The following is a 14,600-nucleotide window of genomic DNA, read 5'->3' as shown; positions in this document are numbered from 1 at the left end:
TCAGTACCCACTGTCTGTGGTCAGGATAAAGTGACCCGGTTCAACCTCTTGATATTGCGAGGGTTCCGGTTTGTAATCGACAGGATGGATCGGTGACGGGATCGGTTTGAAGTTCAGGTCTTTTTCAGTCTTTCGCTTGTTCGGGTCAGCAATTGGAACCGCCTTCATCAATGCCTGTGTATAGGGGTGTTGCGGGTTTTCAAACACACGTGCACGCGGGCCCAGTTCCACAATGCGGCCCAGATACATAACACCGACATAGTGGCTGACACGTTCAACCACGGCCATGTCATGACTGATGAACAGATAGGACAGCCCCAGATCGGACTGCAGCTCCATCATCAGGTTCAGAACCTGCGCCTGAACCGACACGTCGAGGGCCGAGACCGCCTCATCCGCGATGATCAGCTTGGGGTTCAGGGCCAGTGCGCGGGCAATCGCGATCCGCTGACGCTGTCCCCCGGACATTTCATGCGGGAAACGACGCATGAAGCTGCGCGGCAGCTGCACCTTGTCGAACAATTGCGCGACGCGGTCCTGCAATTCGGATCCCGACGCCACGCCATAGTTGCGCATCGGCTCGGCAACCTGATCGACCAGCTGCATCTGTGGGTTCAGCGAGGCGAACGGGTCCTGAAAGATCATCTGCATGTCCAGCCGCGCCTTGCGCAGGCCGGACGGGTCCAGCTTCATGATATCGACACCGTCCAGATTGACCTCGCCCGCCATCGGCTCGACCAGCCGCAGGATCGAACGCCCGGCCGAGGACTTTCCGCACCCGGATTCACCCACAAGGCTGAGTGTCTGACCTTTGTTCAGTGTGAATGACACATCCTCGACCGCATGAACGTTCGAGATCGTGCGCCGCAGAAGACCACCTTTGACAGGAAACCGCGTGGTCAGGTTCTTTACGGTCAACAAAACTTCTTCGGTTCCGGGGATGGGCGCAATTTTCTGCCCCTCGACACCCAGCAACTTCATCGGTTCAGGTGCCGACTTGCCCTGCATTTCACCCAGTTTCGGTACTGCGGCCAAAAGGGCCTTGGTGTAATCATGCTGCGGGTTTTCAAAGATTTCCTTGACGGTCCCCTCTTCGACCTTGTTGCCGCGATACATGACAACAACACGGTCAGCCATCTGGGCGACCACGGCCATGTCGTGGGTGATGAACATCACCGCAGTTCCGGTTTCGCGCTTGAGGCGATCCATCAGGGCCAGGATCTCGGCCTGAATGGTCACGTCCAGCGCTGTGGTTGGTTCATCGGCGATCAGCAGGCGGGGTTCGCAGGCCATGGCCATCGCGATGACGACACGCTGGCGCATCCCGCCCGACAGCTCGTGCGGGTATTGTTTCAGACGACGCTCGGGCTCGGGGATGCGAACCTGGCGCAGCAACTCAAGCGCCCGGTCCTCGGCCTGCGCCTTTGACATCTGCTTGTGGATGCGCAGGCCTTCGGTCAACTGGCGACCAACGGTAAAAACCGGATTAAGCGCCGTCATCGGCTCCTGAAAAATCATCCCGATCTCGTTGCCGCGAATCTGTTTCATCAGATCCGGATCGGCTTTGGACAGGTCCATCTCGCCCCCATCGCGGCGATCAAACAGAAGTTCACCACCCGCGATTTCACCCCCACCGAACTCGACCAACCGCATCAGCGACAGCGACGACACCGATTTTCCAGACCCCGATTCGCCAACGATACAAACGGTTTCACCTGGTTTGACCTCGAACGAGACATCCTCAACACCGACAACGGGGCCATCCTTCGTCTGAAACTCCACCCGCAGTTTTTTAATCTGTGCAATAGGCTGATCCAGCACGCGCGCGCTCCCTTGACGACGGTATTCTTTTTCTGAATTCCGAACGCTAAGGCGGGCCGCCGGGAAAAGTCAAACCCATTACACATTTTCGCGACGGCACTACTTGCATTTTTCTCAGGTTCTGTTTCGATACGCCATGTAACCGACCTGGGGAGGCGGCGCAGACCGAAATCGTTAGCGCTATTATCTTTGTTGATCAGAACCTTACCTTGGGGCGGCAACGCCAAACCCGCAGGCCTTGCGGAGATAATCGAGACACGAACGTGTCCAACTTGGGAGTAACTTATGAAAATCAAAACCCTTTTGCTTGGTGCGATTGCAAGCACAGCGATGGCCCCGATGGCCTTTGCCGAGCGCGGATCGGACGGCAATGTCAGCATCATTTACTGGCAGGCACCGTCGATCCTGAACCCGTTCCTTTCGGGTGGCACCAAGGATGTGGAGTCGGCTTCGCTGGTGATCGAACCGCTCGCCCGCTACGATCAGGACGGCAACATGGTGCCTTATCTGGCATCGGAAATTCCAACCGTTGAAAACGGTGGTGTCAGCGAAGATCTGACCTCGATCACTTGGAAAATCGCACCGGGAATCACCTGGTCTGATGGTAGTCCGTTCACTTCTGCGGACGTGAAATTCACCGCAGACTACTGCATGCACCCCGAAGGTGGCTGCGCGCAGGTGACCAAATTCGAAGGTGTCACATCGGTCGAAGCCGTGGACGATCTGACCGTAAAGGTCACGTTCGATGCACCGACCCCGTTCCCTTATGGTCCGTTTGTCGGCGGTGAAAGCCCAATCATTCAGGCCGCACAGTTCGCTGACTGCCTGGGCGCGAAGGCCCCCGAATGCACCGAGCAGAACTTTAACCCGATCGGCACCGGCCCATTTGTCGTCACCGAGTTCAAGCCGAACGACGTGATCACCATGAAGGCAAACGACAACTACCGTGATCCGGCAAAACCTGCCTTTGCGACGCTGACCTTCAAAGGTGGCGGCGATGCGACAGCGGCGGGCCGCGCGGTGATGGAAACCGGCGAATTTGACTATGCTTGGAACCTGCAGCTGGCACCTGAGGTGATCCAGCAGATGCAGGAAGGTGGCAAGGGCACTCCGGTCGCAGGCTTCGGCCCGCTAGTCGAGCGCATCATGCTGAACCAGACCAACCCGTCGCCCGATCTGCCGGAAGGCGAGCGTTCGACTGCTGCGCACCCGCATCCGTTCCTGAAGGATCCTGCGGTTTACAAGGCGATGTCTCTGGCAATCGACCGTCCGCTGCTGGTGGAAATTGGCTATGGTCAGGCCGGTCAGGTCACCTGTAACTGGGTTCCGGCCCCGGCTGCCGTGAATTCGGACACCTTTTCCTGTGACACGCAGGACATCGAAGGTGCGAAGAAACTGCTGGATGACGCGGGTATCGTAGACTCTGATGGCGACGGCGTTCGTGAAAAAGACGGCGTTCCGCTGAAGATCGTATACCAGACGTCGACCAACGCCGTCCGTCAGGACTTCCAGGCGCTGATCAAGGAATGGTGGAGCCAGATCGGTATCGAAACCGAGCTGCGCAACATCAACGCATCGGTCTTCTTCGGCGGTGACCCGGGTTCACCCGACACGTTCCAGAAGTTCTATGCGGACGTTGAAATGTACGCCAACACCTTCAACGGCACCGACCCGCAGTCCTATCTGGGCAACGGCCTGTGCGACAAGGCACCCAAGCCGGAATCGCAGTGGCAGGGTGAGAACATCAGCCGCTTCTGCAACGAAGAATTCGACAAGCTGCATGGTCAGCTGGCCGAAACCGCTGGTGCGGAAGAGCGTGCGAAAATCGCCCGTCGTCTGAACGACATCATGGTTGAAAACGGCGGCATGATCCCGCTGGTGCACCGTGGCCGTCTGTCAGCGCACGCAAACACCCTGGGTGGCGTGATCCTGAATGTTTGGGACAGCGAGCTGTGGAATGCAGCAGACTGGTACCGCAAGACCGGGTCCTAAGCGTTAAACCTGCCAAGCCGCGCCCCGATCTTCGGGGCGCGGTCATTTGCAGGCCGCTCCAACAAGAAGACGCATCAACAAAGGCGCCTTTGAATGCTCAACTTTACAATCAGACGACTGGTGTTGGCGGTGCCCACACTGCTGTTCATCAGCCTCGTCATCTTCCTGCTGCTCGAACTTGCCCCTGGCGACCCGATGGCACAGGTTCCACTCACCGTTCCCCCGGAAGTCAAAGAGAAGATGCGCGAGGCGCTTGGCCTCGGCCAGCCGATGCATATCCGGTTCTGGAAATGGATCGTGCAGTTCTTCTGGATAGAACCGCAGGTATTGGTCGATTCTGTATTCGGCACAACTTTCTCCGAAGGCGACCTGCGCGTGATTTCCTGGCAGACACGCTCGCCGGTCATGGACATCGTCGTTCAGCGTATCCCGCAGACCCTGTGGGTTGTCGGCACCGCCTATGTGGTCGCCATCCTGATCGCGCTGCCCATCGGCATCTATTCGGCCTACCGTCAGTATTCCTGGTTCGACCAGATGGGTACTTTCGTGTCGATGGTCGGCTTTTCCGTTCCACCCTTCTTTTCGGGCGTGCTGGTAATCGTGATCTTTTCAGTCCAGCTGGGCTGGTTCCCGTCGATCTATGACACCACGCTGGTGGTCAACAGCTGGGACAGCTTTGTTGTGCAGCTCAAACAGATGATCATGCCGGTCATGGTTTTGGCCTTGCAGATCACCGCACAACTCAGCCGGTTCATGCGCGCGTCCATGCTGGATAACCTCAATCAGGATTACGTTCGCACCGCCCGCGCCAAGGGTCTCAGCGAATATACCGTGGTCATGGTTCACGTCCTGCGAAACTCGATGATCCCGGTGGTCACCGTGATCGCGCTGGGTATTCCGTCCATCTTTGGTGGCGCCATCATCACCGAGCAGGTGTTCAAGGTGAACGGAATCGGGCAGTTGCTGATCGGCGCGATTCAGGCCAATGATCTGCCGATGGTGCAAACCCTGACCTTTATTTTCGCTGTACTGATCGTCTTGTTCAACCTGATCGCTGACGTACTTTATGGCATTCTGGACCCGAGGATTCGATATGACTGATCATGATCGTACCGATACGCTGGTCCCGGACGAAGGACTTGCACCAGCCTCAACCGCCTTGCCGACAGCCGACGTGATGGAAGAACTGGCCACCCCTCCCCGCAGCCAATGGCGCGATGTTTGGGATCAGTTCAAGACCCACAAAGGCGCAATGGTCGGGGCGATCCTGTTTATCATCATCGTTGCCGGTGTCTATCTGGGCCCGTATCTGTGGAGCATTGATCCAACCCAGATCGATATCCGGTCGCGCAATCAGGGGCCCAGTTGGGCGCATCCCTTTGGCACCGACCAATTGGGTCGCGACATTCTTGCGCGCATGATGTCGGGTGGTCAAACCTCAGTCTCGGTTGGCATAACCGCGATGTTGCTGGCGCTGTTTCTGGGTTCGTTCATCGGCGTTCTGGCGGGATTCTTCAGGCGGCTCGATGGGCCGCTGATGCGCCTGACCGACCTGTTTCTGGCCCTGCCCCTGCTGCCTTTGCTGCTGGTCATGATGCTTCTGTTCCGCGAGCCCCTGTCAGCGGCTTTTGGGCTGGAGCGCGGGATTTTCATCCTGATCGTCTGCGCCATCGGCATCACCTCATGGATGCCGACTGCACGGATCGTGCGCGGTGACGTGCTGGCCATCAAGGAACGTGAATTCGTTCTGGCCGCACGCTCCATCGGCACCAGCAACAGTCAGATCATCACGCGGCATATCCTGCCGAACGTTCTTTCGCCGATCATGGTGTCGGCAACACTGGGGATTGCCACAGCGATCATCACCGAAAGCGCGCTGTCCTTCCTTGGGTTGGGCTTCCCGCCCGACTTCCCGACATGGGGCCGCCTGTTGTTTGATGGTGTCGACTATCTTCAGCAATACCCCGAGCGTGTATTCTGGCCCGGTCTGGCAATCTCGCTGACTGTGCTGAGCGTCAACTATCTGGGTGATGGTCTGCGCGACGCGCTGGATCCCCGCATTCGCGGACGCTGAAACAAGTTAGCCGGCGCGCTTCAGCGCGCCGGCCAACAGCACGATCAGAACGGCCAATGGCAATAGCACGGCGAACGCCAGACGCAGGCCGAACAGTTCCGCCAAGAAGCCGATCAGCGGCGGCCCAATCAACAGCCCGCCATATCCCAGCGTAGCGACACTTGCGATGGCTTGCCCCGGCGGGACAAGCGGATCGCTGGCAGCACGGCTGAACGCCAGCGGCATGATCACCGCATATCCTATGCCCATCAGCGCAAACCCCGCCAATGCGGGCAAGGGCGCGACCGAAGAAACCACAGCGAAAACGCCCAGTACCGCGCAGATTCCGCCGAACCGAGCCGTGGCGACAGGACCAAACCGCATAATGACAATCGCGCCTGCAAGGCGAAACGCCACCATCGTCACGGAAAACACGGCATAGCCCAGTGCGGCAACACTTTCGGGCGCACCGGAAACGTCTCGCAGGAAAATCGCGCTCCAGTCTGCGACGGCGCCTTCACCCAATGCACCACACATGGCCGCGAATCCGACCAGTATCAGCGCACCCGAGGGCAAAGCAAAAACCGAGCTTTGCGACCGCTCGGACCGTTTCGACGTCCAGCGCACCCACGACGAGGCCAGCGCGAAGGCAACAACCGCGCCACCCGCCACTAGGAAGTGCACCAGTACCGTCAGCCCCATCTGAACTGCCACATACCCGCTGAGCGCGCCAAGACCGGCCCCAAGGCTCCACATGGCGTGGAATGACGACATTACGGGTTTGTCATATGCCTGCTCGACTTCGGCGGCCCAGGCATTCATTGCCACATCCATCGATCCGTGGAACGCGCCGAAAACAAACAAACAAAACGCCAGCGCCCAAAACCCGCCAGCTACAGCAAGCAGAACCAGCGACAGCGTGTACAGAAGGGCCACTATCCGGGTTACCGCGACTGCGCCATACCGATCCGTCAAACGCCCCGTAACCGGAAACGAACAGACAGCCCCGGCCGCCATGAACAACAACCCGTACCCCAACGCGTCATGGGACAGCTCCAACCGGTCGCGCACGGCCGGAATGCGCGAGGCCCAGATACCAAACAAGGCCCCGTTCAGGATGAACATGGCAGCAACTGCCCGCCATGCCGAGAAAACGCCAATCAACAGAGAACCTCGTGCTGTCTGCCCGCCCTACCTGTTCTACAGGTTGGGCGCAAATTGGCAATTGCAGCTTAACCCAGGCGTTTGCGGATGCGCCGAACGGCGAACCATACGCCCGCTACAACCGGGATCGTCGCCGCCGCCGTCAGCATTCCCTTGCTTATACCGGTGGCCGTCAACGGATACAGAAGGTAGCCAACCAGTGAGACCGCGTAATAACTGATGGCCACCACAGAAAGCCCCTCGACCGTGTGTTGCAAGCGCAAGGCAAGATCAGCCCGACGATCCATGCTTTCCAAAAGGGCCTGATTTTGTGCACTCCGCTCGACGTCCACCCTTGTGCGCAACAACTCACCCGCACGGATGGCCCGGTCAGACAGCGCCTGCAGGCGGCGTTCGGTTGATTTCACGGTACGGATCGCAGGGTCATAACGGCGCATCATGAAATCGGCAAAGCTTTGGCCGCCTTCGAACCTTTCCTCGCGCAGGACGTCGATCCGTTGATTCACCAGCGCCTCATAAGCGCCGGTAGCCCCAAATCGGAACGAACTGCGGGCTGAAATGGTCTCGAGCTCAGTCGATGTGGCCAGCAATTGAGGTAACAGCGCATCTGGTGGTGTGGTGTCATCCGTCATTTCAACCATCAGCTTCGCCAGCTGGGCGTCCAGTTCCTCGATCCGGGGGGCCAATTGTTTGACGCGGGCAAAGCCAAACATCGACATCGCCTTGTATGTCTCGATCTCGCACAGCCGCTGGATGATACGCCCTGTGCGGCGCGTGCCCGTGCCTTCGGTCACGAACAGGGCAAAACGCATGTGACCAGCCGGGTCGATGCGGAAATCACTGGCGCAAATCGCCGAAGCATCCAACACCCGCGACACCGCCAGACTTTCAGGTTCGAACCAATCAGCCAGAGCGACCTTTACAGCTGCATCTTCCGGGCGCTGTACCACCCGCATTAGCAGCGAAGTGATCCTCTGGCCCGGGCTGGCCATCAGCCAATCTGGGGGAAACACTTCGAAATCAGCCGGGTTGAAGGGGCGGCCGCTGACGTTCGGCACAATCGCCGTATAGGTGACAAACTCTGTGTGCTGCTCCCATTTCAGCCAATGGCGTCCTATCTGCCCGGCATAATGCGTGGCCCCCGGCTGCGGATGTTGCGCCCCATGCCGGTCAAGCAGATCGATCAGATGCGCAATATCCTGATTGCGGTCCCGAGCGACGGCTGCTTCAGGCTTCTTGATCGCAATAAATGCGACCGTGCACGGCGTATCGGCGGCCGGAAACGGGCGGGCATGAAGTTCATTGGCCAGCGCATAGCGCAGCGGGTGATCATCGATTGGCGTCATTCCGAGGCTCCGATAGCGGTGTCCGCACTATACGTCACAACTCGGAGACATCAATTCTTATTTTATTTCATATACTTACACGAATACAAAGGTATACAAACCGACTATCTCATTGATTTGGCTGCCACAGCTCGATCGGATTTCCTTCCGGATCGTGAAGTCGCGCGAACTTTCCGATTTCACTGTCCCAGTCGGGGCGGGTCTCAACAGCGATTCCGGCAGCTTCAAGCTGCTGTATCATCGCGCCCAGATCGTCGACCCGAAAATTGATCATCCATTGCTGATCCGGGTTTCCGAAATACTCGGTGTCCTGCGCGAACGGCGCAAACACCGTATACCCTTCGCGCTGCTTCCAGGGCACCGGATCATAGTGGTTTACGCCCAGATGTTCTTCGTACCAACGGCTCAATTCCTCGGGATCACTGGCCCGAAAGAATACGCCCCCAATACCGTTCACTTTCTGCATGTTTCGCTCCTACCACACGTGCATCGAGTATATCACAACCCGCCTGCTTCATCTGGGCATAAATATCCTGGGGGTTTGGGGGCAAAGCCCCCAACAGCACAAAAAAAGAAAAGGGCGCCCAAAGGCGCCCTTAGCAATTGGATCAAACCGGTTAATCACTCGATCATCGGCAGCAGCTTGTCGAGCGATGCTTTGGCGTCGCCATAGAACATGCGGGTATTTTCCTTGAAGAACAGCGGGTTTTCGATACCCGAATACCCTGTACCCTGACCACGTTTTGACACGAAGACCTGCTTGGCCTTCCAGCATTCCAGAACCGGCATACCGGCAATGGGGCTGTTGGGATCTTCCTGCGCCGCAGGGTTCACGATGTCGTTCGAGCCGATAACGATGGCCACATCCGTATCCGGGAAGTCGTCATTGATCTCGTCCATTTCCAGAACGATGTCATAGGGCACCTTCGCCTCGGCCAGCAGCACGTTCATATGGCCCGGCAAACGACCCGCGACCGGGTGGATCGCAAAACGTACCTCTTTACCCTTGGCGCGCAGCTTACGGACCAGTTCACTGACCGATTGCTGTGCCTGCGCAACCGCCATCCCATAGCCGGGGATGATGATCACGCTGTCGGCATCGTTCAGGGCAGCAGCAACGCCATCCGCCTCGATGGCCACCTGCTCGCCTTCAACTTCCATCTGCGGACCAGAAGTGCCGCCAAATCCGCCCAGGATCACGCTGACAAAGTGACGGTTCATCGCCTTGCACATGATGTAGGACAGGATCGCACCCGACGAGCCCACCAGCGCACCGACCACGATCAGCAGGTCATTGCCAAGCGAGAAACCAATCGCCGCGGCGGCCCAGCCCGAATAGCTGTTCAGCATCGACACAACCACCGGCATGTCCGCGCCACCGATGCCCATGATCAGATGATAACCGATGAACAGCGCCGCCAGGGTCATCAGGATCAGCGGCAACAGCCCGCCAGACGCAGTGTACCAGATCAGACAGATCAGCGAGAGACCCGCTGCCGCCGCGTTCAGCGCATGACCACCGGGCAGCTTGGTCGCCGCCGAAGTCAACTTACCCGCCAACTTGCCATAGGCCACGACCGAGCCGGTAAAGGTGATCGCACCAATAAAGATGCCAAGGAACAGTTCCACATGCAGGATTGCCAGTTCGGCCGGCGTCTTCTTGGCGATAAGTTTGGCAAAGGTGCCCAGATCATGCAGATCCGCCTCTTTCGCCGTATCCACAATTGCCATGACTTGTGCCACGTTGCCGATTTCAAAATGCGCGTTGAAGCCGACGAACACAGCCGCCAGACCGACCAGTGAATGCATCGCGGCGACCAGCTGCGGCATCTCGGTCATCTGGACGCGCTGCGCCACGTATTGACCGATCAGACCGCCGCCAATGATCAGCAGGATCGACAGCAGCCACAGGCCAGAACCGGGGCCAACCAGCGTGGCAAAGACCGCCAGCGCCATACCGACAATGCCGTACCAGACCGCGCGCTTGGCGCTTTCCTGGTTCGACAACCCGCCAAGGGAAAGGATGAACAGAACAGCCGCAACAACATAGGCGGCAGTGGTGAAGCCAAATTCCATGTGCCCGGCCTCCTTAAGATTTCTGGAACATGGCGAGCATGCGCCGGGTTACGAGGAAGCCGCCGAAAATGTTGATCCCGGCCATGAAGACGGACAGTGCCGCCAGCAGAATGACCAGGAACGACCCCGATCCGATCTGCATCAAGGCCCCAACGATGATGATCGACGAGATCGCGTTGGTGATCGCCATCAGCGGCGTATGCAGGCTGTGCGAGACATTCCAGATCACCTGGAAGCCCACGAAAATGGCCAGCACGAAGACGATGAAATGCTGCATGAAGCTGGCCGGGGCAACCAGCCCCACCAGCAGCATCAGCGCGCCACCAACACCCAACAAAGTAAACTGCTGCTTGGTCTGCGCCTTGAAGGCCGCAATCTCCTGCGCCTTTTTCTCTTCCGGGGTCAGTTCCTTGACCTCGGGCTTTTTCTGCGCCGCAATCGCCTGAATCTTGGGCGGCGGTGGCGGGAAGGTGATTTCACCTTCATGCGTCACGGTCGCGCCGCGGATCACATCGTCTTCCATGTTGTGATTGATCTGACCATCCTTTTCGGGCGTCAGGTCTGTCATCATGTGACGGATATTGGTGGCATAAAGCGACGAGGATTGTGCCGCCATCCGGCTGGGGAAGTCGGTATAACCGATTATGGTCACGCCATTGTTGGTGACAACTTTCTCATCCGGCACGGTGCCTTCGACGTTACCGCCACGCTCGGCTGCAAGGTCGATGATGACCGAACCCGGCTTCATCGCCTTGACCATATCCTCAAGCCACAGCTTGGGCGCCGGACGGTTGGGGATCAGTGCGGTGGTGATAACGATGTCCATCTCGGGCGCAAGTTCGCGGAACTTGGCCAGCTGGGCGTTGCGGAATTCTTCCGACTGGACCGAGGCATACCCGCCTGTGGCCGCGCCGTCCTGCTGCTCTTCCTCGAAGTCCAGATAGACGAACTCAGCCCCCATCGATTCGACCTGTTCGGCCACTTCAGGGCGCACGTCGAACGCGTAGGTGATCGCGCCCAGCGACGTGGACGTCCCGATTGCGGCCAGACCGGCCACACCGGCCCCAACGATCAGCACCTTGGCAGGAGGAACTTTACCGGCGGCGGTCACCTGACCGGTGAAGAAACGGCCAAAGTTGTTGCCTGCTTCGATTACGGCGCGATAGCCTGCGATATTTGCCATCGACGACAGCGCGTCCATCTTCTGCGCGCGCGAGATGCGTGGCACCATCTCCATGGCGATCACGTTGGCGCCCTTGGATTTGGCCAGCTCCATTCCTTCTTCGTTGCCCGCAGGATTGAAGAACGAAATCAGGGTCTTGCCCTTGGTCAACCGTTTCAGTTCGGCCTCAGTCGGGATACGAACCTTGGCAATGATATCCGCAGTCTTCCACAGCGACGCTGCGGTCTTGACCACCTCAACGCCTACGGCCTCGTATGCGGCATCCGAAAAACCGGCAGCCGCGCCCGCGCCTTTCTCGATCAGGCACTCATAGCCCAGTTTCTGCAATTGCACGGCCGAGTCGGGCGTCATTGCAACCCGGTTCTCACCGTCCAGTATTTCCTTTGGCGTGCCTATCTTCACTGGCAGTCCCCCTAATTTTTACTCTGTCCGAGCGGGTGGTCGGTATTCTTTGTTAAGCAAAGATGTATCCTGCGCAACATTATTTCGCAAGCGCAGCATTTTTTACGTGACATCACAAAATCAGCCACCTTAGATCCAACGCCGCGTCTTGCGTTCATAGCGTGCGAAATCCGTGCGGAACTGCCGGCGCAGGCGGTCTTCTTCCGGCAGGATAAACCGGCGTTCTAGCACCCAGACGAAGACCGGAACCAAAACCAGTGACAACACGGCGTCAAACCGCAGAATCAAACCCGCAAGAATCAGTACGTCCCCGACGTAGATCGGGTTTCGACTGCGTTTGTAGATGCCCGTTTGCACCATCGCGGTCGGTGTCTCATGGGGAATGACGGTTGTTTTGTGGCGGCGAAACTCGACAATGGCCAGAACGGCCATCAGAACGCCACCGCCGATCAGAACTCCACTGAGAAGGTCGGTCAGGCCGCTCTCAAGTGACAGGCCCAGCGCCATGTATCTGGCTTGTGCCCATGCCAGCACCGCAAAAGCGATCAACCAAACTGGCGGTACATCTATCCAGCGCATTCTAAGCCCTCATGAACGACGACAGTGTCGGGTATATGTCGCTTCTGACCGACGTCCTACCGTTTTTCGGCCAGATTAGCAAAAGACCAGTATGTCGCATCGATAGACAGACATGTCAGGATCGGCTACCCCAAATGCAACAAAAGACGACCACACAAGTGAGTGAGCCTTTATGACCGATTTTGTAGCAACCAAAGCCATGTTCGACCTGCCCGAGGGCGTGATTTATCTGGACGGCAACTCTTTGGGCCCGCTGCCTAAAACGGCTGCGTCTCGTGTGCAGAATATGCTGACCGAGGAATGGGGGCAAATGCTGATCACCGGCTGGAACAAAGCCGGTTGGATGGGCCTTCCCACAGGGCTTGGAGATCGAATTGGCCGCCTGATCGGAGCCGAGCCAGGCAGCGTCGTGACCGGCGATACCCTGTCGATCAAGGTTTATCAGGCCGTGTCCTCTGCCCTTGAACTGAACCCGGCCCGCAAGGTTGTGCTTTCCGACAATGGGAACTTTCCGTCAGACCTGTACATGGTCGATGGCCTGCTGCGATCCCTTGGGAGCCCATACGAACTGCGCGTCGTCGACCCGCAGGACGTCGCAGATGCAATCACCGAAGAAGTCGCAGTCCTGATGCTGACCGAAGTGGATTATCGCACGGGCCGGATGCACGACATGAAGGCACTGACGGAACTGGCCCACGCCAACGGAGTCGTGACGGTTTGGGATCTGGCGCATTCCGCAGGGGCCATCCCCGTTGACCTTGCAGGGTGCAATGCAGATTTCGCAGTCGGGTGTACTTATAAATACCTCAATGGCGGCCCTGGTGCGCCCGCGTTCATTTATGTTGCGCCCCGACTTGCAGATAGTGTGCGCCCGGCCCTGTCCGGCTGGCTGGGGCACGAAGCGCCCTTTGCCTTTGACCTGGACTATCGCCCCGGACGCGGGATTGAGCGTATGCGCGTGGGAACACCTCCGATCATCCAAATGACCGCGCTGTCGGCGGCCATGGACATCTGGGATATGGCCGACATGGCGGATGTGCGCGCCAAATCCATTGAATTGACCGAGCTTTTCATTCGTCAGGTCGAGGCGACCTGCCCAGACTTGCAATTGGACAGTCCGCGCGCGCCCGAGCAGCGTGGCAGTCAGGTTTCATTCCGCTTCAAGGAAGGCTATGCCGCGATGCAAGCGCTGATCGCGCGTGGTGTCGTCGGAGATTTCCGCGCACCTGACACAATGCGGTTTGGTTTCACGCCGCTGTATATCGATGAAAGCGATGTCGAGCGTGCAGTCGGGATCCTGGCGGATGTCATGCAGAACAAGCTTTGGGACACGCCCGAGTACAAAACCCGGCAGCGCGTTACCTGATTTCCAGCCCGGCCCCGATCAGGGCCGCCAACTGGTTGGTGCGCCTTTCAAATTCCTCGGCGTCTGACGCAGTCAGCTTGATCCCCTTCAGCGTGACCGTAAGTGTTTTCGCCGTTTCTTCAGGCGTGTCGAACAGACGAACGCGGCCAGCACCCTGCTCTCGCCTCAGCCATTCGGCATAAAGCGCGGTTAGTTCACCTTCGCCCCGCTCAACAATATCGATGGCCATGGATTTGGTCGTGTCCAGCATCTCAAGCCCATGCGGCGACGCCAAAACCGCAGCCATGCCCTCGGTCTGGGCGTGGATCGCCTTTCTGGCAATGTCCGAAACCGAGCCTTCACCGTTCAGCGCCTCGGCCACCGCTGCGGTCTTTTCCTCGTAATGCCGTTCGGTCAGCTTGCGAACGATCGCTTCCTTGTTCCTGTAATACAGATAAACCGCTGGCCGTGACATCCCCGCACCGCGCGCAATGTCATCCATCGAGGTCTTGCGGAACCCGTATGCGGAAAAGGCCTGAAAAGCAGATGCTAGGATCGCTTTCTGCCGGGATTCGTCACTCGTATCTTTCATGCGCAAATCTCTGACATTTTTTGTTTAATTTGTCAATTGACAGACTG

12 protein-coding genes are annotated in these 14,600 nt (G+C 58.1%); 4 read left to right on the top strand and 8 right to left on the bottom strand.

The window, feature by feature from the left end:
* Entirely contained in the window at nucleotides 1-1,821 is a 1,821-nt protein-coding gene (locus ACR0LL_RS01120; protein ID WP_480583127.1) for an ABC transporter ATP-binding protein, read from the bottom strand.
* A gap of 285 nt (nucleotides 1,822-2,106) precedes the next feature.
* On the opposite strand from ACR0LL_RS01120, the gene ACR0LL_RS01115 reads away from it, so the two are divergent.
* From ACR0LL_RS01115 to ACR0LL_RS01105, 3 genes are all read left to right on the top strand, one after another.
* Nucleotides 2,107-3,813, top strand: a complete 1,707-nt coding sequence (locus ACR0LL_RS01115; protein ID WP_480583123.1) for a peptide ABC transporter substrate-binding protein — start codon at nucleotides 2,107-2,109, stop codon at nucleotides 3,811-3,813.
* 93 nt (nucleotides 3,814-3,906) lie between these two features.
* Nucleotides 3,907-4,914 carry an ABC transporter permease gene (locus tag ACR0LL_RS01110; protein WP_209504480.1) on the top strand — a complete coding sequence of 336 codons (1,008 nt, stop codon included), beginning with the start codon at nucleotides 3,907-3,909 and terminating at the stop codon, nucleotides 4,912-4,914.
* Nucleotides 4,907-5,887 (top strand): ABC transporter permease, encoded by a 981-nt coding sequence (locus ACR0LL_RS01105; RefSeq protein ID WP_267366742.1) that lies wholly within the window; start codon nucleotides 4,907-4,909, stop codon nucleotides 5,885-5,887. The genes ACR0LL_RS01110 and ACR0LL_RS01105 overlap by 8 nt, the downstream gene beginning before the upstream one ends.
* 6 nt (nucleotides 5,888-5,893) lie before the next feature.
* On the opposite strand, the gene ACR0LL_RS01100 is transcribed toward ACR0LL_RS01105, so the two are convergent.
* From ACR0LL_RS01100 to ACR0LL_RS01075, 6 genes are all read right to left on the bottom strand, one after another.
* Nucleotides 5,894-7,030, bottom strand: a complete 1,137-nt coding sequence (locus tag ACR0LL_RS01100) for an MFS transporter (protein ID WP_480583120.1) — start codon at nucleotides 7,028-7,030, stop codon at nucleotides 5,894-5,896.
* A gap of 68 nt (nucleotides 7,031-7,098) precedes the next feature.
* Entirely contained in the window at nucleotides 7,099-8,376 is a 1,278-nt protein-coding gene (locus ACR0LL_RS01095) for a DUF3422 family protein (protein ID WP_480583117.1), read from the bottom strand.
* A gap of 109 nt (nucleotides 8,377-8,485) precedes the next feature.
* Complete coding sequence (locus ACR0LL_RS01090; protein ID WP_480557517.1) at nucleotides 8,486-8,842, bottom strand: VOC family protein; 357 nt, start codon at nucleotides 8,840-8,842, stop codon at nucleotides 8,486-8,488.
* A gap of 155 nt (nucleotides 8,843-8,997) precedes the next feature.
* Nucleotides 8,998-10,452, bottom strand: coding sequence for an NAD(P)(+) transhydrogenase (Re/Si-specific) subunit beta (locus tag ACR0LL_RS01085; protein ID WP_480583114.1), 1,455 nt, complete (start codon nucleotides 10,450-10,452; stop codon nucleotides 8,998-9,000).
* A gap of 13 nt (nucleotides 10,453-10,465) precedes the next feature.
* Nucleotides 10,466-12,037, bottom strand: coding sequence for a Re/Si-specific NAD(P)(+) transhydrogenase subunit alpha (locus ACR0LL_RS01080; RefSeq protein ID WP_267364292.1), 1,572 nt, complete (start codon nucleotides 12,035-12,037; stop codon nucleotides 10,466-10,468).
* A 129-nt stretch (nucleotides 12,038-12,166) separates the two neighbouring features.
* Nucleotides 12,167-12,616, bottom strand: a complete 450-nt coding sequence (locus ACR0LL_RS01075) for a methyltransferase family protein (RefSeq protein WP_267364290.1) — start codon at nucleotides 12,614-12,616, stop codon at nucleotides 12,167-12,169.
* Between the two features lie 172 nt (nucleotides 12,617-12,788).
* Here ACR0LL_RS01075 and kynU point away from each other — a divergent pair, with 172 nt between their 5' ends.
* Nucleotides 12,789-13,982, top strand: a complete 1,194-nt coding sequence (kynU, locus tag ACR0LL_RS01070; protein ID WP_480583112.1) for a kynureninase — start codon at nucleotides 12,789-12,791, stop codon at nucleotides 13,980-13,982.
* Here kynU and ACR0LL_RS01065 read toward each other — a convergent pair.
* Nucleotides 13,975-14,553, bottom strand: coding sequence for a TetR/AcrR family transcriptional regulator (locus tag ACR0LL_RS01065; protein ID WP_480583109.1), 579 nt, complete (start codon nucleotides 14,551-14,553; stop codon nucleotides 13,975-13,977). The two genes, kynU and ACR0LL_RS01065, sit on opposite strands and share 8 nt — an antisense overlap.
* Between the last annotated feature and the right edge of the window lie 47 nt (nucleotides 14,554-14,600).

Source organism: Ruegeria sp. AI2 (assembly GCF_056541275.1).
This window is presented reverse-complemented; position numbering and strand designations above follow the sequence as displayed.